The 26124-nt window shown below is 67.0% G+C and carries 23 protein-coding genes and 2 pseudogenes; 12 read left to right on the forward strand and 13 right to left on the reverse strand.

From position 1 onward, the window contains the following. Window positions 1-30: 30 nt before the first annotated feature. The 3 genes from MSP7336_RS21400 to MSP7336_RS21410 all read right to left on the reverse strand — a co-directional run bounded on the left by MSP7336_RS21400 (window position 31) and on the right by MSP7336_RS21410 (window position 1916). Complete coding sequence (locus MSP7336_RS21400; protein WP_069395010.1) at window positions 31-351, reverse strand: ArsR/SmtB family transcription factor; 321 nt, start codon at window positions 349-351, stop codon at window positions 31-33. Further along, a complete protein-coding gene (locus MSP7336_RS21405; protein ID WP_069395011.1) occupies window positions 348-836 on the reverse strand; it encodes an SRPBCC family protein in 489 nt (162 codons plus the stop codon). The genes MSP7336_RS21400 and MSP7336_RS21405 overlap by 4 nt, the downstream gene beginning before the upstream one ends. Window positions 837-902: 66 nt before the next feature. Continuing rightward, on the reverse strand, window positions 903-1916 hold the full coding sequence (locus tag MSP7336_RS21410; RefSeq protein ID WP_113965175.1) for a uroporphyrinogen decarboxylase/cobalamine-independent methonine synthase family protein: 1014 nt from the start codon (window positions 1914-1916) through the stop codon (window positions 903-905). 205 nt (window positions 1917-2121) lie between these two features. On the opposite strand from MSP7336_RS21410, the gene MSP7336_RS21415 reads away from it, so the two are divergent. Continuing rightward, on the forward strand, window positions 2122-2748 hold the full coding sequence (locus MSP7336_RS21415; protein WP_113964517.1) for a sensor domain-containing protein: 627 nt from the start codon (window positions 2122-2124) through the stop codon (window positions 2746-2748). A gap of 13 nt (window positions 2749-2761) precedes the next feature. Here the strand turns inward: MSP7336_RS21415 and mnmA are convergent, their stop codons facing one another. Together mnmA and MSP7336_RS21425 are read right to left on the reverse strand one after the other, a co-directional pair. Beyond that, window positions 2762-3835 (reverse strand): tRNA 2-thiouridine(34) synthase MnmA, encoded by a 1074-nt coding sequence (gene mnmA, locus MSP7336_RS21420; RefSeq protein WP_113964518.1) that lies wholly within the window; start codon window positions 3833-3835, stop codon window positions 2762-2764. Beyond that, on the reverse strand, window positions 3832-5013 hold the full coding sequence (locus MSP7336_RS21425; RefSeq protein ID WP_113964519.1) for a cysteine desulfurase family protein: 1182 nt from the start codon (window positions 5011-5013) through the stop codon (window positions 3832-3834). Before MSP7336_RS21425 ends, mnmA begins: the two co-directional genes overlap by 4 nt. A 149-nt stretch (window positions 5014-5162) precedes the next feature. Between MSP7336_RS21425 and MSP7336_RS21430 the strand changes: the two genes are divergently transcribed. After that, window positions 5163-6953, forward strand: a complete 1791-nt coding sequence (locus MSP7336_RS21430; RefSeq protein ID WP_113964520.1) for a flavin-containing monooxygenase — start codon at window positions 5163-5165, stop codon at window positions 6951-6953. A 7-nt stretch (window positions 6954-6960) separates the two neighbouring features. Here MSP7336_RS21430 and MSP7336_RS21435 read toward each other — a convergent pair whose 3' ends face one another. From MSP7336_RS21435 to MSP7336_RS21445, 3 genes are all read right to left on the reverse strand, one after another. Continuing rightward, complete coding sequence (locus MSP7336_RS21435) at window positions 6961-7704, reverse strand: SDR family oxidoreductase (RefSeq protein ID WP_113964521.1); 744 nt, start codon at window positions 7702-7704, stop codon at window positions 6961-6963. A 96-nt stretch (window positions 7705-7800) separates the two neighbouring features. Beyond that, window positions 7801-8757, reverse strand: a complete 957-nt coding sequence (locus MSP7336_RS21440) for an electron transfer flavoprotein subunit alpha/FixB family protein (protein WP_069395018.1) — start codon at window positions 8755-8757, stop codon at window positions 7801-7803. 33 nt (window positions 8758-8790) lie between these two features. Then, window positions 8791-9591: an electron transfer flavoprotein subunit beta/FixA family protein gene (locus MSP7336_RS21445; protein WP_113964522.1), complete on the reverse strand. Its 801-nt coding sequence runs from the start codon at window positions 9589-9591 to the stop codon at window positions 8791-8793. A 206-nt stretch (window positions 9592-9797) separates the two neighbouring features. Between MSP7336_RS21445 and MSP7336_RS21450 the strand changes: the two genes are divergently transcribed. The 3 genes from MSP7336_RS21450 (at window position 9798) to MSP7336_RS21460 (ending at window position 13472) form a co-directional block, all read left to right on the forward strand. Next, on the forward strand, window positions 9798-10589 hold the full coding sequence (locus tag MSP7336_RS21450) for a class I SAM-dependent methyltransferase (protein ID WP_069395020.1): 792 nt from the start codon (window positions 9798-9800) through the stop codon (window positions 10587-10589). Beyond that, complete coding sequence (locus MSP7336_RS21455) at window positions 10586-12154, forward strand: 1,4-alpha-glucan branching protein domain-containing protein (protein ID WP_113964523.1); 1569 nt, start codon at window positions 10586-10588, stop codon at window positions 12152-12154. The genes MSP7336_RS21450 and MSP7336_RS21455 overlap by 4 nt, the downstream gene beginning before the upstream one ends. Window positions 12155-12248: 94 nt before the next feature. After that, on the forward strand, window positions 12249-13472 hold the full coding sequence (locus MSP7336_RS21460) for a glycosyltransferase family 4 protein (RefSeq protein WP_069395022.1): 1224 nt from the start codon (window positions 12249-12251) through the stop codon (window positions 13470-13472). A 5-nt stretch (window positions 13473-13477) separates the two neighbouring features. Here MSP7336_RS21460 and MSP7336_RS21465 read toward each other — a convergent pair whose 3' ends face one another. Next, entirely contained in the window at window positions 13478-14344 is an 867-nt protein-coding gene (locus MSP7336_RS21465; RefSeq protein WP_069395179.1) for an oxidoreductase, read from the reverse strand. A 91-nt stretch (window positions 14345-14435) separates the two neighbouring features. Here MSP7336_RS21465 and MSP7336_RS21470 point away from each other — a divergent pair, with 91 nt between their 5' ends. From MSP7336_RS21470 to MSP7336_RS21490, 5 genes are read left to right on the forward strand one after another with little or no spacing between them, the layout of a single operon-like run. After that, the gene (locus tag MSP7336_RS21470; protein ID WP_069395023.1) at window positions 14436-15584 is read left to right on the forward strand and encodes an acyl-CoA dehydrogenase family protein; all 1149 of its coding nucleotides are present in this window, start codon (window positions 14436-14438) and stop codon (window positions 15582-15584) included. After that, window positions 15581-16636, forward strand: coding sequence for an acyl-CoA dehydrogenase family protein (locus MSP7336_RS21475; RefSeq protein ID WP_113964524.1), 1056 nt, complete (start codon window positions 15581-15583; stop codon window positions 16634-16636). Before MSP7336_RS21470 ends, MSP7336_RS21475 begins: the two co-directional genes overlap by 4 nt. Then, window positions 16633-17394, forward strand: coding sequence for an alpha/beta fold hydrolase (locus MSP7336_RS21480; protein ID WP_113964525.1), 762 nt, complete (start codon window positions 16633-16635; stop codon window positions 17392-17394). Before MSP7336_RS21475 ends, MSP7336_RS21480 begins: the two co-directional genes overlap by 4 nt. Next, the gene (locus MSP7336_RS21485; RefSeq protein WP_069395026.1) at window positions 17391-18152 is read left to right on the forward strand and encodes an enoyl-CoA hydratase/isomerase family protein; all 762 of its coding nucleotides are present in this window, start codon (window positions 17391-17393) and stop codon (window positions 18150-18152) included. Before MSP7336_RS21480 ends, MSP7336_RS21485 begins: the two co-directional genes overlap by 4 nt. A gap of 9 nt (window positions 18153-18161) precedes the next feature. Beyond that, on the forward strand, window positions 18162-19520 hold the full coding sequence (locus MSP7336_RS21490) for a TIGR01777 family oxidoreductase (RefSeq protein WP_113964526.1): 1359 nt from the start codon (window positions 18162-18164) through the stop codon (window positions 19518-19520). Here the strand turns inward: MSP7336_RS21490 and MSP7336_RS21495 are convergent. Further along, complete coding sequence (locus MSP7336_RS21495; RefSeq protein WP_113964527.1) at window positions 19517-20005, reverse strand: TspO/MBR family protein; 489 nt, start codon at window positions 20003-20005, stop codon at window positions 19517-19519. The two genes, MSP7336_RS21490 and MSP7336_RS21495, sit on opposite strands and share 4 nt — an antisense overlap. A 97-nt stretch (window positions 20006-20102) precedes the next feature. On the opposite strand from MSP7336_RS21495, the pseudogene MSP7336_RS21500 reads away from it, so the two are divergent. Further along, window positions 20103-22196, forward strand: a pseudogene (locus tag MSP7336_RS21500) (MMPL family transporter); the annotation flags it as partial. Here MSP7336_RS21500 and MSP7336_RS21505 read toward each other — a convergent pair. The 3 genes and pseudogenes from MSP7336_RS21505 to MSP7336_RS21515 all read right to left on the reverse strand — a co-directional run bounded on the left by MSP7336_RS21505 (window position 22135) and on the right by MSP7336_RS21515 (window position 24582). Next, window positions 22135-23472, reverse strand: a complete 1338-nt coding sequence (locus tag MSP7336_RS21505) for a cryptochrome/photolyase family protein (protein WP_069395029.1) — start codon at window positions 23470-23472, stop codon at window positions 22135-22137. The pseudogene MSP7336_RS21500 and the gene MSP7336_RS21505 overlap by 62 nt on opposite strands. Further along, window positions 23465-23816, reverse strand: a pseudogene (locus MSP7336_RS21510) (PPOX class F420-dependent oxidoreductase). The gene MSP7336_RS21505 and the pseudogene MSP7336_RS21510 overlap by 8 nt, the downstream one beginning before the upstream one ends. 28 nt (window positions 23817-23844) lie before the next feature. Beyond that, entirely contained in the window at window positions 23845-24582 is a 738-nt protein-coding gene (locus tag MSP7336_RS21515) for an acyltransferase (RefSeq protein ID WP_069395031.1), read from the reverse strand. Window positions 24583-24810: 228 nt separating this feature from the next. Here MSP7336_RS21515 and MSP7336_RS21520 point away from each other — a divergent pair, with 228 nt between their 5' ends. After that, a complete protein-coding gene (locus MSP7336_RS21520; RefSeq protein WP_113964529.1) occupies window positions 24811-26121 on the forward strand; it encodes an outer membrane protein assembly factor BamB in 1311 nt (436 codons plus the stop codon). The last annotated feature ends 3 nt before the right edge of the window (window positions 26122-26124 follow it).

The raw sequence follows: 26124 nt of genomic DNA on the forward strand, positions 1-26124 counted from the left end.
CTTCGCAGGCTATCGAAACCCGCCGACAGCTCAGTCTTCGACATATGCCCGCAAACGCTCGATCGCGGCGTCCCAGCGACGTGACAACTGGGTCAGGTAGTCGCTGGTCTGGGTCAGCGGCTTGGTCTGCAGTGTCCAGATGCGTTCGCGACCGCGCCGGCTGCTGCTGACCAGTCCGACCGTCTCCAGCAGCTCCAAGTGCTTGGTGGCCGCTTGTCGGGTGACCGAAAGCGCTTGGGTCACTTGGGATGTCGAACTGGGCCCGCCGTCACAAAGTCGTATCACGATGCGTAGACGGTTGGGGTCGCCGAGCGCATAGAACACCGGAGCCGCGGCGAGTGTCGCCGTCACACTCGTTGCTCCGCGCCCAGATACTTTCGCACCAGTTCGACCTGATGGCCCCAGCCACCGCTGTTGGCCTCGAAGGCCGACGACCGTCGGGGTTCAGCCAGCGCGTCGAACCCACTCTCGACGATGGTGAGCAGCACCCCGTCGGACGTCTCGGCGAGGGTGAATTCCACCAGCGTCGTGGGCTCGTGGTCGGCATCGGGCTCGCCCGCGCACGGATGCCAGCGGTATGCCAATTTCGTCCGCGGCTCAACCGCGACGATCTGCCAGGTCGATGTCGTGCCGGCATGTGGTTCTTGAAGTTTGGCAACCTCGTCGTCGACGGTCGTCGGTGTGATCGTCGCGGTGACCGACGTGCCGGCCACGAACGGTCCGTCGAAGCGGGCCCCGAACCATTGTCCGAACTGGTCACTGTCGCTGATCGCCCGCCATACCCGGTCCAGCGGCGCACGCAACAGCACTTGCTTTTCGATTCGATCAGTATTCATATGCAACCTCCTGGTTGCCTGTTAGTACAACATGCCTGAGTCGGATACGCAACCCAATGGTTGCGTTTAGATCGCGTCCGGGTCGTGGGCGAAGATCTCCGCAGCCTTGCGCGCCAGCTCGACGGCCGTGCGGGCCCACTCCGGCGTCGCGCCGGCCAGGCCGCAGGCCGGGGTGATTCCGATCCGGTCCCGCAGTTCCGACCGGGCGAATCCGAGCCGGTCGATCACCGCAACCGCGGCGCCGGCGACCTCGTCCGCCGACGGCGGCCGTGCGGGAGCGGTCGTTGCCAGCACGCCCAGCATGACGGTTCGGCCGGAGTCGACGAACTCCGCGACACCGTCCAGATCAGCGCCGCGCAGCGTCGCGGCGTCCACCGATATAGCGTGAATACTGCTGCGCTGCAAGATCTTCCATGGCAGCTCGGATGCACAGCTATGCACCACCACCTCGGTGCCCACAGCGGCCACGCAGCTGTCGAGCAGTGTGATGGCCAGCGCCTCGTCGATCGGGTGCACCGGGGACAATGCCGTCACCCCGGTCAGCCGCCCCGCCAGCGCCGCGGGCAACGACGGTTCGTCGAACTGCACGACGACCGGTGTGTCGAGCCGCCGCGACACCTCGACGCGGTGTGCAGCGACCCCTTCGGCCAGTGACGCGGCCAGGTCGCGCACCGCGCCGAGGTCGGTGATGGCGCGATGGCCGTTGCCCAGTTCCAGCTCCGCGGCCAAGGTGACGGGCCCGGGCGCTTGCACCTTGACCGCGCGCCCGCTGCCGCGCAGGCCCGATGTCTCCCAGGCTTCTTCCAGGGCGTCGATGTCCTCGTCGAGCAGGCTGATCGCGCGACGGGTGACCGCGCCAGGCCGGGCCGCGACCCGATAGCCGCGCGGCACCGTGTCGATGGCCACGTCGATCAGTAGTGCGCCGGCGCGGCCGATCGTATCGGCGCCCACTCCCCTGCCGGGCAGCTCGACGATGTGGGCCAGCGCACCAGCCAGTTCCCCGACCACGACCTTCGCCGCCTGCCGGGCGGCGGTTCCGGGCCACGACCCGGTGCCGCTGGCCGTTGCGAAAGCGCTCACCCGCCAACCGTACGGGTCCGACTCCTCTTGATTGTCCGGCTCCTCCCCATCGCGCGCGCTCTGCATCGTCACCGGACTCCCCTTCATCGTCCGGCTCCTCCCCATCGCACTACGCACTCTGCATCGTCACCGGACTCCCCTTCATCGTCCGGCTCCTCCCCATCGCACTACGCACTCTGCATCGTCACCGGACTAGCCTCGAAGGATGCGGATACCGCCGCGCGCGCTGCTGGTGTGGTGCGCGGTGTTGGTGAGCGTGGCATGCACCCGGGTGGTCGACGGCGCGGGTGTGCCCGCATTTCCCGGGACGCTGTTGTCCGGTCTGGATGTCGACGCGATTTTGCTCGACCAGTCGCGGATGCAAGCAATCACCGGTGGCGGCGAGCGCCTGACGATCATCCCGTCGATGGACGGAAAGTCACCGGTGGACATCGACGCGCTCGCCGAGAATGCGCCGCCGCAATGCCGGTTCGTCTACGCCGAAACTGTCACGTTCGGACCCGACATCGAACGATTCCACAAGACCACCTTTCAGTACCCGCCGCGCGGCGGGCTGATCTCGGAGGGCGCCGCCGCCTATCGTGACGCCGATACCGCCCGGCACGCCTTCGATGTCCTGGTGTCGACGGTCGAGAGCTGCTCGAACACGCCCGACGGGTCAATCTATGTCGGCGACTGGTACGCGGACGCGCAGTCGCTGCACACCCGCCCCGGCAACTGCGGGCGCGATTACCGGCTCAAGTCGGTGGTGTTGATGGAGGTCACGTTCTGCGGCTTCCCAGAGTCGGTGTCCGACACCGTGATTGCCAACATCGCCGCGAATATCCCGTAACGCACGTTCGGCGCTAGGACGCGGCGGCGATGGTGGCGCTGCCGATCACCTCATCGCCGTCGCGATCCGGGCGATACAGCACCAGGGTCTGTCCGGGTGCCACACCGCGCAGCGGAGTGCGCAACCGCACCACCAGCTCGTCGTCCACCGATTCCGCGACGGCGTCGACGGCTTCGCCGTGCGCGCGCACCTGTACCGTGCACTCGACGGGCCCGGGGAACGGTTCGCCCGCGGTGAACACCGGCGTGTGCCCCGTCAGTTCCCACACGTCCAGATCGGCCGCGGTGCCCACCCGCACGGTGCCGGTCTCAGCGTCAATGCCCGTCACATAGCGGGGCAGACCGTCGGGGCCAGGACCGGCGATACCCAGGCCTTTGCGCTGCCCGATGGTGAAGCCGTGCACACCGTCGTGCTCGGCCAGCACGGTTCCCCCGGCGTCGACCACGGTGCCCCTGCGCACGCCGATGCGACTGCCCAGAAACGCCCGGGTATCGCCGGACGGAATGAAGCAGATGTCGTGGCTGTCCGGCTTGTCCGCCACGGCCAGCCCACGGCGGGACGCTTCGGCACGGATCTGCGGCTTGGGGGTGTCGCCGATCGGGAACGCGGCATGCCGCAGCTGTTCGGCGGTCAGCACCGCCAGCACATAGGACTGATCCTTGTCCCGGTCCACCGCGCGGCGCAGCCGCCCATCCGACAGCCGGGCATAGTGGCCAGTTGCGACCGTGTCGAAGCCCAGCGCGAGCGCACGCGCAGCCAGCGCGGAGAACTTGATCCGCTCGTTGCAGCGCACGCACGGGTTGGGCGTTTCACCGCGCGCATAGGACGACACGAAGTCGTCGATCACGTCCTCTTTGAACTTATCAGCGAAATCCCAGACGTAGAACGGAATCCCGAGTACATCGGCGACCCGGCGAGCGTCGGCGGCGTCCTCCTTGGAGCAGCAGCCCCGCGAGCCCGTGCGCAACGTGCCGGGTGCGGTCGACAGCGCCAAGTGAACGCCGACCACGTCGTGCCCCGCGTCGACCATCCTTGCCGCGGCCACCGACGAGTCGACGCCTCCGCTCATGGCGGCCAGGACCTTCATCGGGCCACCCCCGCGGCGGCCAGCGCTGCCTGTCGGGCACGGGCGACCGCGCCCGGCAGCACCCGCAGTGCCGCGTCAACGTCAGCCTCAACGCTGGTGTGCCCCAACGACAGTCGCAACGACCCCCGGGCGCTGGCCGCGTCCGATCCCATCGCGATCAGCACGTGCGACGGCTGGGCCACGCCGGCCGTGCACGCCGAGCCGGTAGAGCATTCGATTTCATTGGCGTCCAACAACATCAACAGCGAATCACCCTCACAACCGGCGAAGGTGAAGTGCGCGTTGCCGGGCAGTCGCGCAGCGCCCCGTGGCCCGTTGAGCCGAACATCGTCGATCTCTGCCAGCACACCGGTGATCAGCCGGTCACGCAGGGCACGCAGACGCGTGCTGTTGGCCTCCAGTGCGTCGACGGCGATCTGTATCGCCGTGGCCATGCCGACTGCACCAGCAACATCCGGTGTGCCGGAACGGATGTCGCGTTCCTGCCCACCACCGTGTGAGATGGGGACACAGTCGACGTCACGCCGTAGCAGCAATGCGCCCACACCAGGCGGTCCGCCGAACTTGTGGGCCGTCACACTCATCGCCGACAGTCCGCTGGCAGCGAAATCGACCGGCACCTGACCCACCGCCTGAACAGCATCGCTGTGCATCGGAACGTCGAATTCGGCTGCGATCGCGGCAAGTTCGGCGATCGGCATGATGGTGCCCACTTCGTTGTTGGCCCACATCACCGACACCAGCGCGACGTCGTCATGCTCGCGCAACGCATCGCGCAATGTGCTGGGCGACACGAAGCCGTCGGCGTCGACGGGCAGCCAGGTCACCTCGGCGCTTTCGTGCTCGGCAAGCCAGGTGACCGCATCCAGCACCGCGTGATGCTCGACGGCGGTGGTGACGATACGGCGGTGGCGCGGCTCGGCGTCGCGGCGCGCCCAGTAGATGCCCTTGACGGCCAGGTTGTCGCTCTCGGTGCCGCCCGCGGTGAAGATCACCTCGGAGGGCCGCGCCCCCAGCTTGGCCGCGATCAGTTCGCGAGACTCCTCCATCCGGCGCCGCGCGGCGCGGCCGGCGGTGTGCAGCGAGGAGGCATTGCCCACGGTGCGCAGCACAGCCGTCATCGCCTCGACGGCAGCTGGGTGCATCGGGGTGGTGGCGGCGTGATCGAGGTAGGCCATAACCTGGCCAGGATACCGGGGCTGGACGATGCCAGCACAGGTGCGGTGCTGGTCAGCTAACTGGCACGTGCCGATGCACCGCAGCTGACGATGCTGCAGCGAACAGGCGCATCGTTGCCTGGGCGGCAAAATTGGTCCAGTATTCAGCCGTGGCTAATGTCGACGGCACAGCATTCGATCCCGCCGCGCTGCGCGCCAGATACGCCCGGGAACGCCAGCGGCGGTTGCGGCCGGACGGGATCGATCAGTATGTGGAAATCGCCGGCGCATTCGCCCGCTTCGGCGACGATCCCTGGGCCGACCCCGACTTTGAGCGCGACCCCATCACCGATATGGTCGATGTCGCGGTGGTGGGTGCCGGTTTCGGCGGTCTGCTCATCGGCGCCCGATTGAAGCAACTCGGCATCGACGATGTGTGGTTGATCGACAAGGCCGCGGACGTCGGTGGGACCTGGTACTGGAACCGCTATCCCGGAATCGCCTGCGATGTCGAGTCTTACGTCTACATGCCGTTGCTCGAAGAGCTCGGTTACATCCCGACCGAGAAGTACGCCAAGGGCGAGGAGATCTTCGCGCATTGCCGCCGGATCGCCGAACACTACGACCTCTACCGCAACGCGTGCCTACAAACCGAGGTACGCGAAATTCGCTGGGATGCTGATCAATCCCGGTGGCTGATCTCCACCGATCGCGGTGATGCAATTCATGCCCGGTTCGTGGCGATGGCCAACGGATACCTGCAGAAGCCGAAGCTGCCCGGCATTCCGGGCATCACCAGCTTCGGCGGACATGCGTTCCACACCAGCCGCTGGGATTACCAGTACACCGGCGATGACTTGGCCAAGCTGGCCGACAAGCGGGTGGGCATCGTCGGGACCGGTGCCACCGCCATTCAGTGCGTGCCACGGCTGGCCGAATCCGCGCAGCATTTGTTCGTCTTTCAGCGCACGCCCTCGACCGTCGACGTGCGGGCCAACCGGCCGACCGACCCACAGTGGGCGGCCGCGCTGGAACCGGGCTGGCAGCAGCGTCGTATCGAGAACTTCCAGATCCTCACGGCCGGAGGGCAATCCGACGAAGACCTGGTCGACGACGCCTGGACCAGCCTCACCAAGAAGATGCCGATCGTGAACGCCGACGGGCCGAACGCAGCTGAGCTGGCCGACTTCGCGAAGATGGAGGAGATCCGCGCCCGCGTCGACGCGTTGGTAGCTGACCCCGCCACCGCCGAAGCGCTCAAGCCGTGGTACGGGTATTACTGCAAGCGGCCGTGTTTCCACGACGAGTATCTGCAGGCATTCAACCGCGACAACGTCACGCTGGTCGACACCCGTGGCCGCGGCGTCGAGCAGATCAACCACAACGGTGTCGTCGTCGACGGTGTCGAATACCCGTTGGACTGCCTGATTTTCGCGACCGGGTTCGAGGTCGGCACCGACTACCGACAGCGCACGGGTTTCGAGGTCATCGGGCGGGGCGGTCGCACCCTCACGGACAACTGGGCCGACGGCGTGCGCACAATGCATGGACTGCACGTCAACGGCTTTCCGAACTGCTTCATCGAAAGCATCGCCCAGTCCGGCTTTACGGTGAACTTCCCCTACCTGATCGATACCCAGTCCCGCCACGTCGCCTGGATCATCGCCTGGGCGTTGCGCAACGGCGCCACGGAGGTGGAAGCGACGGCGGATGCGGAAGCCGGGTGGGTCGACCAAGTCGTGGCGCGCTCGAGCGTGATCGCCGGACGGCGCGAGGCCTGCACCCCTGGGTATTACAACCGCGAAGGCCAGGCGAACGCCAGGCTGAACCGGGACAGCTTCTTCTTCGGCAGTCCCACCGAATACGCCGATATCCTCGAAGCCTGGCGGGCCGCCGGCACATTCGACGGGTTCGAGATCAAGTCATCGGCGCTGACCCCGCCGGCCGCGCCGACCCCCTGACAGCCCCTTAGTGCGCGGCGAGCCAGTCTTCGAACCGGGTCGATCCCAGCGCAGCACCGTCGCCGGTGACGAGGCTGTCCTCCGCTATCGACGTGCCGAAGTAGCGGGCCGACGAATCGACGACCACCGGAATGCTCGCACCCTGGTGGGCCACAACCAAATTCGCTAGGTCGGCGAACCGCAGCTTTTCGGGTCCACCGATTTCAACCACGCCGTTGACGGGCTCACCCGCAGCGGCGCGTGCCACTTCCGCGGACACCTCGGCCGCGACGATCGGCTGAATCGGGCCGTCGGGTGCCCGCACCTCGTCGCCGACCGTCAACGAGCCGACGATGCCTTCGGCGAACTCGTGAAACTGGGTGGCACGAACGATGGTGTACGGCAGCCCGGATTCGGCGATGATCCGTTCTTGAACGGCTTTGGCGCGCATGTAGCCGCTTTCGGGAAGCCCGTCGCAATTCACGATGGACAGCGCGACGTAGTGACCCACGTTCGCCGACTTGGCCGCATTCACAAGGTTGTTCGTTGCTGTGGTGAAAAACTCCATCACCGGGTCATCGTCGAACGACGGCGAGTTGAGTACGTCGACGAGCACGTCGGCGCCGGACAGCGCCTCCGCAAGGCCCGCCCCGGTCAGCACGTCTACACCCGAGCTGCGCGAGGCGGCGACAGATTGGTGCCTCGCCTCGTTCAGCGATGCGACCACCGCGCTGCCGATCAGGCCGGTGGCTCCCATCACCGTGATTTTCATTGCGCCAGCACCTTTCTCATGTAGGCGACCAGACGCAAAAGCCCCTCACTTCGGGACGAAATGAGGGGCTTCTACGACTGCTCGCGCCAAACAACATCAGCCCTTGCGGGCCTTGACCGCCTCGGTCAATTGCGGGGCCACCTTGAACAGGTCGCCCACCACGCCGTAGTCGGCGATCTCGAAGATCGGCGCCTCTTCGTCCTTGTTGACGGCGACGATGGTCTTCGAGGTCTGCATGCCGGCGCGGTGCTGGATGGCGCCGGAGATGCCCAACGCGATGTAGAGCTGCGGCGACACCGTCTTGCCGGTCTGTCCGACCTGGAACTGGCCCGGGTAGTAACCGGAGTCCACCGCGGCGCGCGACGCACCGACCGCGGCGCCCAATGAGTCGGCCAATTCCTCGACCACGCGGAAGTTCTCGGCACTGCCCACGCCACGGCCACCGGAGACCACGATGCTGGCCTCGGTGAGCTCGGGACGGTCACCGGCGACCGCGGGTTGACGGGAGGTGACCTTGGCCGCGTTTTCGGCAGGCTCGGGAACCTCGACGGTGACCTGCTCGCCCGCACCCTCGGCCGGTTCGGCGTCGATCGCGCCGGCCCGCACGGTGATCACCGGGGTGTCGCCGACGGCCTGCGCCTCGACGGTGAACGCGCCGCCGAAGATGGAGTGGGTTGCCTTGCCGCCTTCCTTCACCTCGACCACGTCGACCAGCAGCCCGGAACCGATCCGGGCGGCCAGCCGGCCGGCGATTTCCTTACCGTCGGCGCTGGCGGCCAGCAGCACAGCGGCCGGGGCGGCCGACTCGGCCAGTGCGGCCAGCACGTCGACCTGCGGAGTGATCAGGTAGTTTTCGACGCTGTCCGACTCGGCGACGTAGATCTTGGCGGCACCGGCCGCCTTGAGCCCGTCCACCAGCGGCGCTGCGGTGCCCGGCGTGCCGACCACGACGGCGGCCGGCTCACCCAATACCCGGGCGGCGGTGATCAATTCGGAGGTGACCTTCTTCAGGGCACCTTCAGCGTGCTCGACGAGCACCAGTACTTCAGCCATGGTTTATCCGTTCTGGTGTTTGAAAGGGAAGTTTTAGATGATCTTCTGACTAACCAGGTACTCGGCGATCTTGGTGCCGCCATCGCCCTCGTCGGCCACCTTCTCGCCGGCGGTCTTGGGCGGCTTGGGGTTGGACGCCAGCACCTTCGATCCGGCGTTCGCCAATCCGACCTCGTCGGGCTCGACACCAATTTCGGCCAGCGTCAGGACGGTGACTTCCTTCTTCTTGGCGGCCATGATCCCCTTGAACGACGGGAAGCGCGGCTCGTTGATCTTCTCGTTGACGCTGACCACCGCGGGCAGCGAGGCCTCCAGGGTGAAGACGCCGTCGTCGGTCTCCCGCTCACCGATGATCTTGCCGCCCTCGAGCGACAGCTTGCGCAGGTGGGTGAGCTGCGGCAGACCCAGGTATTCGGCGATGATGGCCGGCACAGCACCGCCGACACCGTCGGTGGACTCGTTGCCGGCGATGACGAGCTCAGTGCCCTCGATGGTGCCCAGCGCCCGCGCCAGCGCCCACCCGGTCTGGACCACGTCCGAGCCGTGCATGCCGTCGTCTTTGAGATGCACCGCCTTGTCGGCGCCCATCGACAACGCCTTGCGGATCGCCTCGGTGGCACGCTCGGGTCCGGCGGTCAGCACAGTCACCGACCCCTCGACACCGTCGGCGGCTTCTTTCTCCCGGATCAGCAACGCCTCTTCGACGGCACGCTCATTAATCTCGTCCAGCACGGCGTCGGCGGCCTCGCGGTCCAGGGTGAAGTCGCCGTCGTTGAGCTTGCGCTCCGACCAGGTGTCTGGGACCTGCTTGATCAGGACCACGATGTTCGTCATGAGAGTGGTTCGTCCTCCTCCAAGGAGTCCCGCAGCCGGAGGCAGCAGGACTTCGGTCACGCTTGATCAAACTGCACGCGGATGTTACTAGGCGGTAACTTTGTGCGGTTTGCTCTCACACAATAGCGGGTCGTAGTGCGGGTTCTCCGTGCCCGTCTCAGGTTGACCATTCGCGATCGGAGCGCGCGGGCTAGCCTGCCTATGCAATGAGTGCATTCGTGCCCGATGTGTCCGGCGCGGCTTCGGCCGATGCCGGGTTGACGCTGACCGGCGAACGCACCGTCCCCGGTCTCGATGTGGAGAACTACTGGTTTCGCCGCCACGAGGTGGTCTACCAGCGGCTCGCGTCGCGCTGCGCTGACCGCGAGGTGCTCGAAGCAGGCTGCGGCGAGGGGTACGGTGCCGACCTGATCGCCGGCGTGGCACGCCGGGTAATCGCGCTGGATTACGACGAGGCCACCGTCGCTCATGTCCGCGCGCGCTACCCCCGCGTGCAGGTCGTGCATGGCAATTTGTTCTCGCTGCCGCTCCCAGACGCATCGGTGGATGTTGTGGTCAACTTCCAGGTGATCGAGCATTTGTGGGATCAGCCACAATTCGTGCGGGAGTGCGCGCGAGTGTTACGGCCCGCCGGGCTGCTGATGATGTCGACTCCGAACCGAATCACCTTTTCACCCGGCCGCGACACCCCGATCAACCCGTTCCACACCCGCGAGCTCAACGCCGACGAGTTGACCCAACTGCTCGTCGGGGCGGGTTTCACCATGGACGGGATCTACGGGGTTTTTCATGGGCCCCGGCTGACCGAGATGGATGCTCGCCACGGCGGCTCGATCATCGATGCCCAGGTGGCCCGCGCGATGGCCGACGCGCCCTGGCCGGCCGAGCTGCTGGCCGACGTCGCCGCGGTCACCGCCGCGGATTTCGACATCATCGATGCGCAGAAGCGGGATATCGACAGCAGTCTTGACCTCGTCGCGATCGCGGTACGCCCGTGAGCGGCGCCGTGACTCGCGTGCCGGGGCTGTTCACGCTGGTGTTGCACACGCACTTGCCGTGGCTGGCCCACCACGGCCGCTGGCCGGTCGGCGAGGAATGGCTTTATCAGTCGTGGTCGGCGGCCTACCTGCCGCTACTGCGGGTGCTCTCGGCGCTTGCCGGCGAGAACCGGCGCGGGGTGATCACGCTCGGGATGACGCCGGTGGTGACCGCGCAGCTCGACGACCCCTATTGCCTGGACGGCATGTATCACTGGCTGGCCAATTGGCAGTTGCGGGCCACCGAAGCCGCCAACGTGCGCACCGGTGTGACGTCCTCGCCGGCATGCACACCAGAAGCATTGCGCACCTTTGGAATTCGAGAACTCGCCGAAGCAGATCGAGCGCTTGAAGAGTTCGCCACGCTGTGGCATCACGGTGCCAGCCCACTGCTGCGCTCGCTGATCGACGCCGGCACCGTCGAACTGCTCGGCGGCCCGCTGGCCCACCCGTTCCAGCCGTTGCTGGCGCCGCGCCTACGCGAATTCGCGCTGCGCGAAGGGCTGGCCGACGCCCGGCAGCGGTTGGCGCACACGCCGACCGGGATCTGGGCGCCGGAGTGCGCCTACGCCCCCGGCTTGGAAAACGACTATGCCGCAGCAGGAGTCGGTCATTTCATGGTGGACGGGCCGTCGCTGCACGGCGACACCGCGCTGGGCCGGCCAGTGGGCGACACCGACGTGGTGGCCTTCGGACGCGACCTGCAGGTGAGCTACCGGGTGTGGTCGCCGAAATCCGGCTATCCGGGTCACGCCGCCTACCGCGACTTCCACACCTACGATCACCGCACCGGGCTGAAACCGGCGCGGGTCACCGGCCGCAATGTGCCGCCGGAGGCCAAAGCGCCCTACGATCCCGAGCGTGCCGATCGCGCGGTCGATGTTCACGTCGCCGATTTCGTCGACACCGTGCGCAACCGGCTGATCAGCGAATCCGAGCGGATCGGGCGGCCGGCGCATGTGGTCGCCGCGTTCGATACCGAGTTGTTCGGGCACTGGTGGTACGAGGGGCCGGTGTGGCTGAAGCGGGTGCTGCGCGCGCTGCCGCAGGCCGGTGTGCGGATCGGCACCCTGAGCGATGCGGTCACCGACGGGTTCGTCGGCTCCGCGGTCGAATTGCCGCCCAGCTCTTGGGGTTCGGGGAAGGACTGGCAGGTGTGGGCCGGTGATAAAGTGGCCGACTTGGTGCAGCTCAACACCGAAGTCGTCGACACGGCACTAAGTGCCGTCGACAAGGCACTGACGCAGACCGCGTCGTTGGATGGACCGATACCGCGTGATCAGGTCGCCGACCAGATTCTACGCGAGACGCTGCTGACGGTGTCCAGCGATTGGCCGTTCATGGTGAGCAAGGACTCCGCGGCCGACTACGCGCGCTACCGCGCGCATCTGCATGCCCACGCGACCCGGGAGATCGCCGACGCCTTGGCGTCCGGGCGTCGCGAAGCCGCCCAACGACTCGCCGACGGCTGGAACCGCGCGGACGGGCTGTTCGGCGCGCTCGACGCACGGAGGCTGCCCCGATGACCGCCGTCCTCCCCCACGAGCGGGCGCGTCGGCACGCCGACACGCCGCCGCTCGCGGCATTTTGCGCCCGCTCGCGCCAAAGGTGGGCGCGCGCATGAAGATCCTGATGGTGTCGTGGGAGTACCCGCCGGTCGTGGTCGGCGGGCTGGGCCGCCATGTCCACCACTTGTCGACGGCGCTGGCCGCGGCCGGCCACGAGGTTGTGGTTTTGTCCCGCCGCCCGTCGGACACCGACCCGAGCACGCACCCGTCCTGCGACGAGGTCAGGGAGGGCGTACGGGTGGTCGCGGCCGCGCATGACCCGCACGAATTCAACTTCGCCGACGACATGATGGCCTGGACGCTGGCGATGGGCCACGCCATGATCCGGGCCGGGCTGGCGCTGGACTTCACCCCGGATGTCGTGCACGCCCACGACTGGCTGGTCGCACATCCCGCCATCGCGCTGTCTGAGTTTTACGACGTCCCAATGGTTTCCACCATCCACGCGACCGAGGCCGGTCGTCACTCCGGTTGGATTTCCGGCCGGCTCAGCCGCCAGGTGCACGCCATCGAGTCCTGGTTGGTGCGCGAATCCGATTCGTTGATCACCTGTTCGGCGTCGATGCGCGACGAGATCACCGAACTGTTCGGTCCGGGGCTGGCCGAGATCACGGTGATCCGCAACGGGATCGACGCGGCCCGTTGGCCTTTCGCCGCCCGCCAAACCCGTACCGGGCCGCCGGATTTGCTGTATGTGGGCCGGTTGGAATACGAGAAGGGTGTACACGAGGCGATCGCGGCGCTGCCGCGGATCAGGCGAGCCCACCCGGGCGCCACACTGACCATTGCCGGCGACGGCACCCAGCAGGATTGGCTTGTCGCGCAAGCCCGTAAGCACCGGGTGGTCAGGGCCACGAAGTTTGTGGGTCACCTCGACCACGCGGAACTGTTGGCCGCCCTGCACCGCGCCGACGTGGTGGTACTGCCCAGCCACTACGAACCATTCGGGATCGTCGCGCTGGAAGCCGCCGCGGCCGGCACGCCGCTGGTGACCTCCAACATCGGCGGGCTGGGCGAAGCGGTCATCGACGGTCAGACCGGGATGTCCTGCCCTCCCCGCGACGTGGCCGCGCTTGCCAAGGCCGTCTGCGCCGTGCTCGACGATCCCGCGGCCGCCCAAACTCGCGCGCACGCCGCACGAGAACGGCTCACCGCCGACTTCGACTGGCACACTGTGGCCGACGAGACCGCGCAGGTTTATCTTGCCGCCAAACGTCGTGAGCGCCAGCCGCTTCCGCGGTTGCCGATCGTCGAGCACGCGCTGCCGGATCGGTAGGCGGCTCACACAGCCGATTTGGCGTCCGGGCGCGGGAACTGGGTGGCCATCAAGCGGTCCCACATCCGATCGCTCATCAACTTCCGCGTGCCTATCAGCAGACGCGCCGACGGGGTGACCCGCATGCGTACCGGCGGGCGTTTCGCGGTAATGGCTTTCTCGACCGCCTTGGCGACGGTGTCGGGTCCGCCGCCGAGCTTGGCGAGTGCACGATTGTTGTAAACCTCTTCGGTGGCCGTGCCGACAGCGGCGTTGAACGCCGCGTACGGCCCCTCGGTAGCACTGGGCGCGCTGAGCCCGTGAGTCGCGGTGGCCGCAAACTCCGTGTGGATCAGCCCGGGCTGGATGATCACCACGTCGATCCCGAAGCCTTTGACCTCGAAACGCAGCGCGTCGCTGAGCGCTTCGACCGCGTACTTGGTGGCGTGGTAGGCGCCCCCGCCGGGAAACGTGAAGTTGCCGCCCATGGAGCTGATATTGACGATGCGACCCCACCGCTGTGCACGCATCCCGGGCAGTACGAGCTGACACATCCGCACCAGACCGAAAACATTGGTTTCGAACTGGCGGCGCAGATCGGCCATCGGAACGGTTTCCAGCGCTCCCGACTGCGAGTAGCCGGCATTGTTCACCAGCGCGCCGACGGCGCCTTGTTCGGCGACGACGCGCTCCACCGCTGCCTGCATGGACGCTTCGTCGGTGACATCGAGCGCAAGGGTGCGCGCGCCAAGCTCACGCAGGTCCGCGACGGACTCCTCGCGGCGCGCAGTGGCGTAAACAACGTGGCCGGCCTTGGCCAATCGCTGCGCCGTGGCGCGGCCGATTCCTGTCGAGCAGCCGGTCACGAGGATCGCTTTCGAGATCTCGGACATGCTCAGCACGTTAGACGCTTTTTGCTGAAAGGGGCTCCCATCAGACAACTCGCCCGCGTGCGACCCAAAACCCGGTGAGTAGTCTTCCAGCATGCTCGCTAACTCTGCTGAGCTGACCGCCGCGGAATTGAATCTGCGCGACCAGGTGCGCACTTTCCTGTCCACAGAGCTGCCCGCCCGCACATTCGAGCCGGGGCTCGGGATGAGTAGCCAAGCCGATCCCGATTTTTCGGCCTTGCTCGCCGAACGCGGATGGGTCGGCATGGGTGTGCCCGCGCGCTACGGCGGCCGCGACGCCACTGCCGTGGACCGGTTTGTGGTCGTCGAGGAGTTGCTGCGCTGGGGAGCACCCGTTGGGCACCACTGGGTGGCAGACCGCCAGATCGCACCGGTGCTGCTGCGTTTCGGCACCGAGGAACAGAAGCGGTGGTTGCTGCCTGAGATCTGCCGGGGGAAGTTGTGCTTTTGCATTGGCATGAGCGAGCCCGACGCCGGAAGCGACCTCGCGTCGGTGCGCACGAAAGCGGTAGCCGACGACGGCGGTTGGCGCGTGTCGGGCACCAAGGTGTGGACGAGCAACGCCATGCGCGCCGACTTCATGATCGCGTTGTGCCGCACCGGCGGTGGCGCCCGCCATGAGGGGCTGAGCCGCTTGCTGATCGATATGCGCAGCCCCGGCGTAAAGATCAACCCGATCCCCTATCTGGACGGCAGCACCGACCACTTCGCCGAAGTGACACTCGACGACGTGTTCGTCCCCGATGACCGGGTGATCGGCGAGATCGGACAGGGGTGGGCGCAGAACACCAGCGAGCTCGCGTTCGAGCGCGGTGGCCCGGACCGCTGGATCTCCACCTTCCTGCTCGTTCAGGAGTTCATGCGTAGCGAACCGGATCTTGCTGCCAGCCCGGCGGGACGCCGCTGGATCGGCGAGCTGGCCGCCCAATACTGGGTGCTGCGCCGGCTCTCGCTCGCGGTGGCCAGAGCTATCGACGCGGGCGGCACCCCCTCGGCGGAAGCCGCGCTCATCAAGGAGATGGGCACCCGGTTCGAACAAGACGTGGTGATTGCGCTGCGGGAACTGCTGGACCGAGAGCTGCTGTGCGATGTGGAACCTGAGCGGCCACCGTCGTTGTTCGATCGGTTGCTGCGTCGCGCTGTGCTGGATTCACCCTCGTACACCATCCGCGGCGGGACCACCGAGGTGCTGCGTTCAGTCGCTGCCAAGGGTCTGACATGAGTGATAACGAACTGCACAGCGCCGCAACGAAATTCTTCGACGAACACTGCGGCTGGGACGTCGTCGCCGAGGCCGAGGTCACCGGCTGGGCCGACGAGCTGTGGCAGGCACTGACCGAAACCGGGTTCGCCGATGTGCCGATGCCTGAGGAATTGGGCGGGTCGGGCGGCGGTGTGGCCGATGCGGTCGAGCTGTTGGGGGCGGCAGGAGCGCACGCGGCGCCGGTGCCGCTCGCGGAAGCCGGCCTGGTCGCCGGTTGGCTGCTGGGATCTGCGGGTCTGGTGCTGCCCAACGGAATTCGCGCTGTAGTGCCAACAACCGGGCAGTTGCATCTCGACAATGATCGACTGTTCGGCACGGTGCCGGGGGTGGCCTGGGCCCATCGCGCCGAGCATGTTGTCGGACTCGTCGACGGCGTCGTCCTGATAGCGCCCGGTCCGGCCGCGCCGGGACCGCATCCCACGGTCCGCCGCGCCGTCAACCTGGCCGGTGAGCCCCGCGACACCGTGCATTTCGACGGTGTGCCGATCAGTGCGCGAGCCGACGCGCCGGACGAAGTCAGCGAACAGACGCTCGCGGAGCGAGCAGCTTTGGGGCGGGCAGTGCTGATGGCCGGCGCGTTGAGTGCGCTCGCGGCGATGACGCTGCGCTACAGCCGCGAGCGTGAGCAATTCGGGCGCCCCATCGGCCGGTTCCAAGCCGTGCAGGCGCATCTCGTCACCATCCACCAGCAGGCGACGATGGTGGCCGCGGCCGTGGCCGGCGCCGTCGCCGCGGTCGAGCGCGGCCGCGGCGGCTTCGAGATCGCCTGCGCCAAACTGCTTGCCGACCAGGGCGCACTGCGAGCCACTCGATCCGCCCATCAGGCACACGGCGCGATCGGCATGACAAAGGAGTATCCGTTGCACTATCTGACCCGCCGGCTGTGGGCCTGGCGAGATGAAGCGGGAGGCCACCAGCGCTGGGCGGACCGCCTCGGCGCGGCACTGGTGTCCGCCGGTCCCGACGCGTTGTACCCGGCGATTCAGTCCGGATCGGACGTAATCCAGTGAGCCGGCTGCGGCGTCCGGACGGCGTCGAGGTGGCGTACCGGGTGCACAACCCGCAGGGGGCGGGTGTGCCGGTATTGCTCACCCACGGTTTCGCCGCCACCGCGCGCATGTGGGATCCCAACATCGGCGCGCTGTCGACGGACCGCCCGGTGATCGTCTGGGACCAGCGCGGTCACGGCGAGAGCGACGCGCCGGAGGATATGGCCCGCTACGGGCAGGACATCAGCGTCGCGGACATGGCGGCAGTCCTCGACGCCGCCGGTGCTGACCGGGCGGTGCTGTGCGGTATGTCGTTGGGCGGCTACCTGTCGTTGGCGTTCCACCTCGCGCACCCGCAGCGGGTGGCCGCGCTGGTGCTGGTCGACACCGGGCCGGGCTACCGCAACACCGAAGCCCGCAAGCGCTGGAACGACTGGGTGGAGCGCACCGCGCAGCGACTGGAGGGCGGCGCATCGCCGAATACATCACCGGAAGTGGCGCGGGCCGTGCACAGGCATCCCGAGGGGCTGCCCCGCGCCGCCCGCGGTTCGATGGTCCAAAACGATGCCCGGGTGATCGAGTCACTGGAGGCCATCGAGGTGCCGACGCTCGTTGTCGTCGGCGCGCAAGACACCGACTTCCTGGCCGGGGCGGACTACATGCAGCGCCACATCCCTAATGCCCGCAAGCTTCTCATCGACAACGCCGGGCATGCCGCGAACATGGACCAGCCCGACATCTTCAACACCGCCGTACGCGAACTATTGGAGCAACTGTGAACACCCCGGACGTGACCGTGGAGCTTGCCGATCACGTGGCAACCGTCGAGATCCATCGGCCGCCGAACAACTTCTTCGACACCGCACTGGTCAAGGGCATCGCCGACGCCTACGCGCAACTCGACGACGACATCGACTGCCGGGTGATCATGCTGTGCGCCGAGGGAAAACACTTCTGCGCCGGCGCGGACTTTTCCCGCCCTGCAACCGAGGTCTCCACGCCCGGCGAGCTCTATGTCCAGGCTCTGCGGTTGTTCCGGTCCGCCAAGCCCGTCGTCGCGGCGGTCAACGGCGCGGCGATCGGCGGCGGGCTCGGGCTGGCATTGAGCGCAGACTTCCGGGTGGCGTCACCGTCGTCGAGATTCGCGGCCAACTTCAGCCAGCTCGGCTTCCACCCGGGCTTCGGGATCACCGCGACGCTGCCACGAGTCGTCGGCCAGCAGAAGGCGCTCGAATGGCTGCTTACCGGTGAGCGCTTCAACGGCGAAAAGGCCTACGCTGCAGGACTTGTCGACGAGCTGGCGGCCGACGGCGACGTCCGCCCGGCCGCGCTGCGGTTCGCGGGACGCATCGCCGCCTCGGCTCCGTTGGCGCTGACCAGCATCCGCGCCACCATGCGCGCCGGACTTGCCGAAGCTGTTGAAGCGGCCACCGCCCACGAACTGCAAGAACAAACCCGCTTGCAGGCGACTGACGACTTTCGAGAAGGGATTGCCGCGGCCGCCCAGCGGCGTGCCCCGGTGTTCACGGGTCGGTAGCGTCGAGTCATGGGCGGTGTGTATTCCAGCGTGGTCGACGCGCCGCGTGACGAGGTGTTCGCCTGGCATGCCCGGCCCGGTGCAATCCTGCGGCTGTCGCCGCCCTGGCAACCCATGCGGGTGATCGCCGAAGCCGAGTCGCTCAAGGACGGCCGCGCCGAGCTTGCGCTGCCGGCCGGGCTGCGCTGGGTGGCCCAACATCAGGCGGACTCTTATGACCCGCCGCGGCGTTTCGTCGACGAAATCAGCAGCCGCGGGCCAGCATCACTTCCGGCACGGCTCGCGGTGCGATGGCGCCACATCCACGACTTCGAAGAAGTGAGCGCCACAGCGACCCGGGTGATCGACCGCGTCGAGACCCCGGTTCCCGCCGCGGCGCTGCGGCCGATGTTCGCCTACCGGCATCGCCAGCTGGCCGACGACCTCACCGCACACCAGCGCGCGGCCGGGCACGGCATGACTCCGGCCACGATTGCGGTGACCGGGTCGTCTGGACTGGTCGGCTCGGCGCTGACCGCATTCCTGAGCACCGGCGGCCATCGAGTGATCCGGCTGGTTCGCCGTCCGACAACCAACGACGTTGAGCGGCAATGGAATCCAGATGATCCGCACCCCGACGCGCTGGTCGGCGTCGACGCGGTGATTCATCTAGCCGGTGCATCGATTGGCGGGCGGTTCACCGAGGCGCATCGGCGCGCCGTTCGCCACAGCCGAATCGGCCCCACCCGGCGGCTGGCCGAGCTTTTGGCGAAGACCCGCAGCGGACCGAAAGTGTTGATTTGCGCCTCGGCGGTCGGCTATTACGGCTACGACCGCGGCGATGAAGTTCTGACCGAGGACAGCGGTCGCGGTGACGGGTTCCTCGCCGACGTCGTCGCCGAGTGGGAACAGGCCTGCGCGCCTGCCGAACAAGCCGGTGTTCGGGTGGTGCAGGTGCGCACCGGTATCGTGCAGTCCCCTCGCGGGGGCACCCTGCGGCTGCTACGCCCGTTGTTCAGCGCCGGGCTCGGTGGCCGGGTCGGCGACGGGCGGCAATGGCTGTCGTGGATCGGTATCGACGACCTCGTCGACATCTATCACCGCGCGCTGTGGGACACCGCGCTGTCCGGGCCGGTCAACGGGGTCGCCCCGCAACCGGTACGGAACGCGGACTACACCCGCACGCTCGCCCGGGTCCTGCACCGGCCGGCTGTGCTGCCGGTACCGGCACTCGGGCCCAGGTTGTTGCTCGGCGATCAGGGCGCCCGCGAACTTGCCTGCGCAAGTCAACGGGTCAGCCCCGCCCGCCTGCAGCAGGCCGGCCACCGGTTCCGCCATCCCGACCTCGAGCAGGCTCTGCGACACCTGTTGGGCCGCAATAGCAATTAGCGTCGACGGTTGAGCAGCCAGATCCGGGTGGACAGCACCGTCGCAAACGCACACCACAGGGGGTAAAGCGCCAGTGGCGCGGCCTGGACGCCGCGCACCGCCACGGCGCGGCGAGTCAAGTCGGCACTGCTGGCAGTCAACGCGGCGGCGACGGCCGCGGCCGCTCCCAGCTGGTGGCGATTGAAGAATATCCACGACCAGCTGCCGTTGAGGACGAGGTTGACGGCGAGCGCTGTCCGATAGGCGCGGGCCTGCCGCCATTGCCCGCGGTCACGTAACTGGTCAATAGTCGGGGCTGAGACGAGTGCGATGTCGGTATACAGAGTCGGCCACACCACTGGAAACACCTGCGGCGGTGGCTGAAAGGACGGTGTGCGCAGCCGCGCGTACCACGGGGAGCGAACGGCCGGCCGACTGGCCAGACCGCCGATCACCGCGGTGGCGGCCACCGACGCAGCCGTGGCCGCCAAAGTAGTGACGCGCATACCGTCCTCCTTCGATCTCCTCCGATCGACGTCCTATACCCTGTCTGCCACTGGAAAACACCCACAGAACCGCTTCATCGATGAAAGGCTGCCCAGGGTGTTTTGGGAGCGCCAGGCCGCGCTGGTAACGAACCGTCGCTCGTGGCTGATCGCCCTGGCGATCACCATCGCCGCCGGTGCGCTGATGGCGTTGGCCGGCAGCAACAGCGCCGCCGGCCAATCGCCGGTCTCGTTGCCGAGTTCGTCGGAGTCGGCCAAAGCCGCGGCCGCATTGGCCCAATTCCCCGGTGGTGATGTGGCAACGGCAATTCTGGTGACTACTCGCAGGGACGGGTCCGCATTGACGCCGGCTGACCTGGCCGCCAGCGAGCAAGCGCGAGGCCGTATGCAACGGGTTGCGCAGAGCATGCCCCGACCCGCCCAACCGACGACTACATCCCGCGACGGCAAAGCGGCCATCAGCATGGTGTCGCTGAGCGCCGAGCTGTCCGGGCTCGAGCTCAATGATGCGATCAAAGCACTGCGGGCGGCAGCGGCCGACGGACTGCCCACAACGCTGATCGCCCACGTCACCGGCGGGCCTGCCTTCGGTGCCGATATCGCCAACGCGTTTTCGGGTGCCAACGTCACGTTGCTTGTCGTGACCGTTCTCGTCGTCGCGCTGCTGTTGGTGATCACTTACCGCTCGCCGGTGCTGTGGCTGGTGCCGCTGACTGTGATCGGTTTCGCCGACCAAGTGGCCTCGGCGGTAGGCACGCTCGTTGCGGACACGACTGGGCTTAACTTCGACGGCTCCACCGCCGGCATCACCAGCGTGCTGGTGTTCGGCGCGGGCACCAACTACGCACTCCTGCTGATCTCCCGGTACCGCGAAGAATTGCGTAACGAAACCGATCACCGTGCGGCACTGCGCCATGCGGTGCGCGCAGCCGGGCCGGCGATTTTGGCTAGCAACGCGACCGTCGTATTGGCCCTGCTGACGTTGATTTTGGCGATCACGCCGAGCACCCGCAGCCTGGGTGTGTGCGCGGCCTGCGGACTGGTCGTGGCCGCGATTTCGGTGTTGTTCGTCTTGCCGCCGCTACTGGCGCTGTGCGGACGGCGGGTGTTCTGGCCGTTCATTCCACGCACCGGCGACGCGCAAACAACGACGGTCGGCGGCTGGCACCGCGTCGCCGATGCGGTAAGCCGCCGGCCCGCCCAGGTTTGCGCCGTCGCGGTCACCATATTGGCCGCCTCCAGCGCCGGGCTGCTGGGGACTCACATCGGTCTGTCGCAAACCGAACAGTTCCGCGTCCAAGCGGACTCAGTGTCCGGATTCCGAACGCTGGCCGCGCATTTCCCCGGCGGCGCCTCGGACCCCACCGTCGTGATCGCAGATACGACGCGGACACGCCAGGTGCAGAACGCCATCATCGAGGTGCCCGGCGTCGTCTCAACAGCATCCGCGGGCCAGTCGCCCACTGGACTGACCAAGTGGTCGGTGGTGATCGATGCGGCTCCATCGACCAACGAAGCATTCGATACCATTGCTGCACTTCGTAATTCGGTACGATCGGCAGATCCGGCGGCACTCGTCGGGGGCGCGGACGCCCAAGCGGCCGATGTTCGTGCGGCCGCGAGCCGTGACCGGGTCGTTTTGATCCCGGCGATTCTCGCGGTGGTGCTGGCCGTGCTCTACGTGCTGCTGCGCGCGCTGCTCGCACCGCCGGTGCTCGTTGCCGCGACAGTGCTCAGCGCACTGGCCGCGCTGGGCCTGGGCGGTTGGGCCGGCATTCACATATTCGGTTTTCCCGCATTGGACAACAGCACACCGCTGTTCGCGTTTCTGTTCCTGGTCGCGCTCGGCGTGGACTACACGATCTTCCTGGTGACCCGCGCACGTGAGGAGACCCCTGATCACGGCGCCCGCGACGGCATGGTGCGTGCCGTCTCGGCAACCGGCGGGGTCATCACCAGCGCCGGAATCGTGCTGGCGGCGGTCTTTTGCACGCTCGGGGTGCTGCCGCTGATCGTGCTGACTCAGTTAGGGATCATTGTCGGGCTCGGTATTTTGTTGGACACCTTCATCGTTCGCACCCTTGTCATTCCGGCACTCTTCGCGATGATCGGTATCCGGATCTGGTGGCCTACTTTCCGCCGACTCGCTGATAACGTCGAAGCGCCTCCGCCCGCTCCTCACCGTGATCGACGATCGGTGCCGGATAGCCGCTCGGACGCGGGCCACGCGCCAGGTGGACGTCATCGGCGCCCGCCAGCTCGGGAATCCAGCGGCGAATGAAATCGCCTGCAGAGTCGAACTTCTGGCCCTGCGTCGTCGGATTAAACACCCGGAAGTACGGGGCGGCGTCGGTACCGCATCCGGCGGTCCATTGCCAGCCGTGCTGATTGTTGGCCACGTCGCCGTCGACCAACTGATCCAAAAACCAGCGTGCACCCCACTGCCACGGCAAGTGCAAGTCCTTAACCAGAAACGATGCCACGATCATCCGGACCCGGTTGTGCATGTATCCGGTCTGGCGGAGTTGGCGCATACCCGCGTCCACAACGGGAAACCCGGTTTCGCCGGCTTTCCACGCCTCGAACAACTTCGCGGCGTCCTCACCGGTGTCGGTTTCCATGGCGTCGAAATCGCGATTCCAGTTGCTCCAGGCGCTGTGCGGCCAATGGTGCAACACCGCGGCGTAGAAGTCGCGAAAGGCCAACTCCCGCAGGTATGCACGAGGTCCCTCCTGGCGCAGGTCGAGGTCTGTCACCATGGTCCGCGGATGGATGGTGCCGAACTTCAAGTGCGCCGACATTCGGCTGGTGCCGTTGCGATCCGGCCGGTTGCGCTCCTCGGCGTAGCGGTCCAGGCCGTCGTCGACGAAATCGTGCCATTGCCGCAGCGCGGCTGCCTCGCCGGCCGACACGTCAAGCTCGATGCCGGGATCGGGGATCGCGGCCGCCGTCGAGATACCCGCCGGATCAAGCCAGCGCGCCGAGTCGCGGCCCGATCGTGCCGGTGCCCGCCAACCGATTTCGCGCCACCGACGAAAGAAGGCGGTGAACACCTGGTATGGTTCGCCGTTGTCCTTCACCACCCGTCCCGGCGAAACCAGATACGGCGATCCCGTCGTCACCAGCGGCACCTCCCCCAGCGCCGAGCGAACCCGCTCGTCGCGGCGCCTGCCATAAGGGGCGAAGTCCTCGGTCACATGCACCGCTGACGCATCGATCTCTTTGGCTATCAAGGGGATTTGCTCTTCGGGTGGCCCGCGGGTTACCAGCAGCCGCCCATCGAGCTCGTCGCGCAATGCCCGCAACGCGTCGGCGAGGAACTGTAGTCGGCGCCGGCCGGAGGACGCCTCGAGCCGCGGGTCCAACACGAAGCACGCGAGCACTTCATCGCCGTCTGAGGCTGCGGCGGTCAACGACGGTAGGTCTCCCAACCGCAGATCCCGCCGAAACCACAACAGGTTAGGCATTGGGTGCGGCTTTGACCTCCAAGCCGATGTGCACCTTGTCGATGCCGCCACCAATATCGTTTGACCACAGCGTCGTAGACACGTCTGGTCTCGGACTTGGGCAGCACCCGGGCAATCGCCTCCACGGGCTCGCCCTTCGGTTTGCCCCGCACCCCGCACTTCTGGATCGTCACCCGCGGGGTGTTTTGGATCCGCCGGGTTTTCCACGACCCGTCGTCGGTGATCACCAGCAGTCGGTTGCCGTCGGGGGCGCCCCATACCGGGGTGGGTTTGGGTCTGCCGTCCTTGGTGAAGGTGGTCAGCAGCACATACTTGGAGCGGGACACCTCGTCAAAGCTCGGCACCCCTTCAACCTAGACGCGATGCCGCTCGTCAGCGAGCCGCCTTCTTGCGTTCGATGTCGGCCAGTGCCGCGGCCAGTTCGGCGCGTTGCGCGGCCGACGTCTCCCAGGCCAGCTGGCGGTTCTTGACCACCTTGGCCGGCGCGCCGACCGCGATCGAATAATCGGGGATGTCGCCCTTGACCACCGCGTGCGATCCCAGCACGCAGCCACGGCCGATGGTGGTGCCCCGCAGCACGGTCACCTTGGCCGCAACCCAGGTGTCCGGCCCGATGCGGACGGGGCTTTTGACAATGCCCTGGTCTTTGATCGGCATGTTGATGTCGTCAATGCGGTGGTCGAAATCGCAGACGTAACACCAATCGGCCATCAGCACCGAATCGCCGATCTCGATGTCGAGATAGGTGTTGATCACGTTGTCCCGACCGAGCACTACCTTGTCGCCGAATCGCAGCGAACCCTCGTGCGCGCGGATCGTGTTCTTGTCGCCGATATGCACCCAGCGGCCGATCTCCAACTGAGCCAGTTCGGGAGTGCAGTGAATCTCCACGTCTTTGCCGAGGAACACCATGCCGCGGGTAATGATGTGCGGGTTGGTCAGTTTGAACTTCAACAGCCGCCAGTAGCGCACCAGGTACCACGGGGTCCAGGCCCGATTGACCAGCACCCATTTCAGCGATGCCAGCGTCAAGAACTTGGCCTGGCGAGGGTCCCGCAGCAGGGACCCTCGCCACCGGCGATGCAGCGGCGCTCCCCACATGGTCGTCATGGCCGAAAAGCCTAGTCCGGCGACGATGCGCGCCGGAACGGCGGGCTGAGGAGCCGGACAATGCAGCACAGTCCGGCGACGATGCGCGCCGGAACGGCGGGCTGTGGGGGTACCCCCAGCCGCGAAGCGGCGAGGGGGCGAGCCGGACAATGCAGCAGAGTCGAGCACGCACAAGTTACTCTCGGCACCGTGTCTTGGCCCGCCACCCGTGCGTCGAGTGTGGGGGCTATGGCCGAAAAAGGCGGAGTTTTTCGCCATAACCCCCACGCTCGACGAACAGCCGCAGCCATACTCGCACTTCTGCTCGCGCTGAGCGGCTGCCGGAGCACCGACTCGTGGGTCGATGCCGCACCTGCGCCCGGGTGGGCGGCGCAATACGCCGATGCGGCCAACAGCAGCTACACCCCCATCAGCGGTGCGTCGATGCTCGAACTGCGCTGGACACGCTCGGTGAAGGGCAGCCTGGCGGCGGCACCGGCGATCAGCGGCCGGGGGTGGATGGCACTCAACGCGCAAACCCCCGCGGGCTGTTCGCTGATGGAGTGGGAGAACGACAACAACGGCCGGCAACGCTGGTGCACGAGACTGCATCAAGGCGGCGGCTTTTCCGGCCCGCTGTTCGACGGCTTCGACAACGTCTACGTCGGCCAGCCCGGTGCGATCATCTCTTTTCCACCCACCCAGTGGATCCGGTGGCGCGCACCGGTCATTGGAACACCTTTGACCCCAAGGCTTCTCGGTGACGGCCGATTGTTAATCGTCACGCATCTCGGTCAGATGCTGATCTTCGACGCACACCGGGGAACCGTCGCCAGCAGTCTGGACCTGGTAGACGGCGTCGATCCGTCCGATTTCACGCGCGGGCTATCCGATTGCGCCCCGGCCCGGCCGGGCTGCCCGATAGCGGCAGCGCCGGCATTTTCTGCGGCAACCGGTATGGTGCTGCTGGGCCTCTGGCAGCCGGATGCGCCCGCGGCCGTGCTGGTCGGGCTGCGATATCACCCGGGCCAAAATCCACAATTGACTCAGGAGTGGACCAGCGACGCCGTTGGGGACGGCGTGCTTGCCAGCCCGGTGCTTTCCGCCGACGGGTCGACCGCCTATGTCAATGGCCGCGACCAACAATTGTGGGCGTTGCGGACCGCAGACGGTAAGCCGAAATGGTCGGTGCCGCTGAAGTTCTTGGCGCAGACACCGCCCACGCTGACGCCAGACGGGCTGATCGTCTCCGGTGGCGGCCCCGACACGCAGTTGGTCGCGTTCAAAGACGCTGGTGACCACGCCGAACAGGTGTGGCGCCGAGACGACGTCAACCCGCTGTCGACGTCGAGTCTGGCCGGCAGCGGCGTCGGCTACACGGTGGTCAAGAGTGAGCCGGGAATGTCGCTGCTCGTCTTCGATCCCGGCGATGGCCACACGATCAACAGCTATCCCCTGCCGGAGGCCACCGGCTATCCGGTCGGCGTCGCGATCGGGCACGACCGCCGGGTGGTCGCCGCGACCAGCGACGGTCAGGTATACAGCTTCGCCCCGGCGTAGCTG

The sequence above is a fragment of the Mycobacterium shimoidei genome, from assembly GCF_900417275.1.
GTDB classification, from domain to species: Bacteria; Actinomycetota; Actinomycetes; order Mycobacteriales; family Mycobacteriaceae; genus Mycobacterium; species Mycobacterium shimoidei.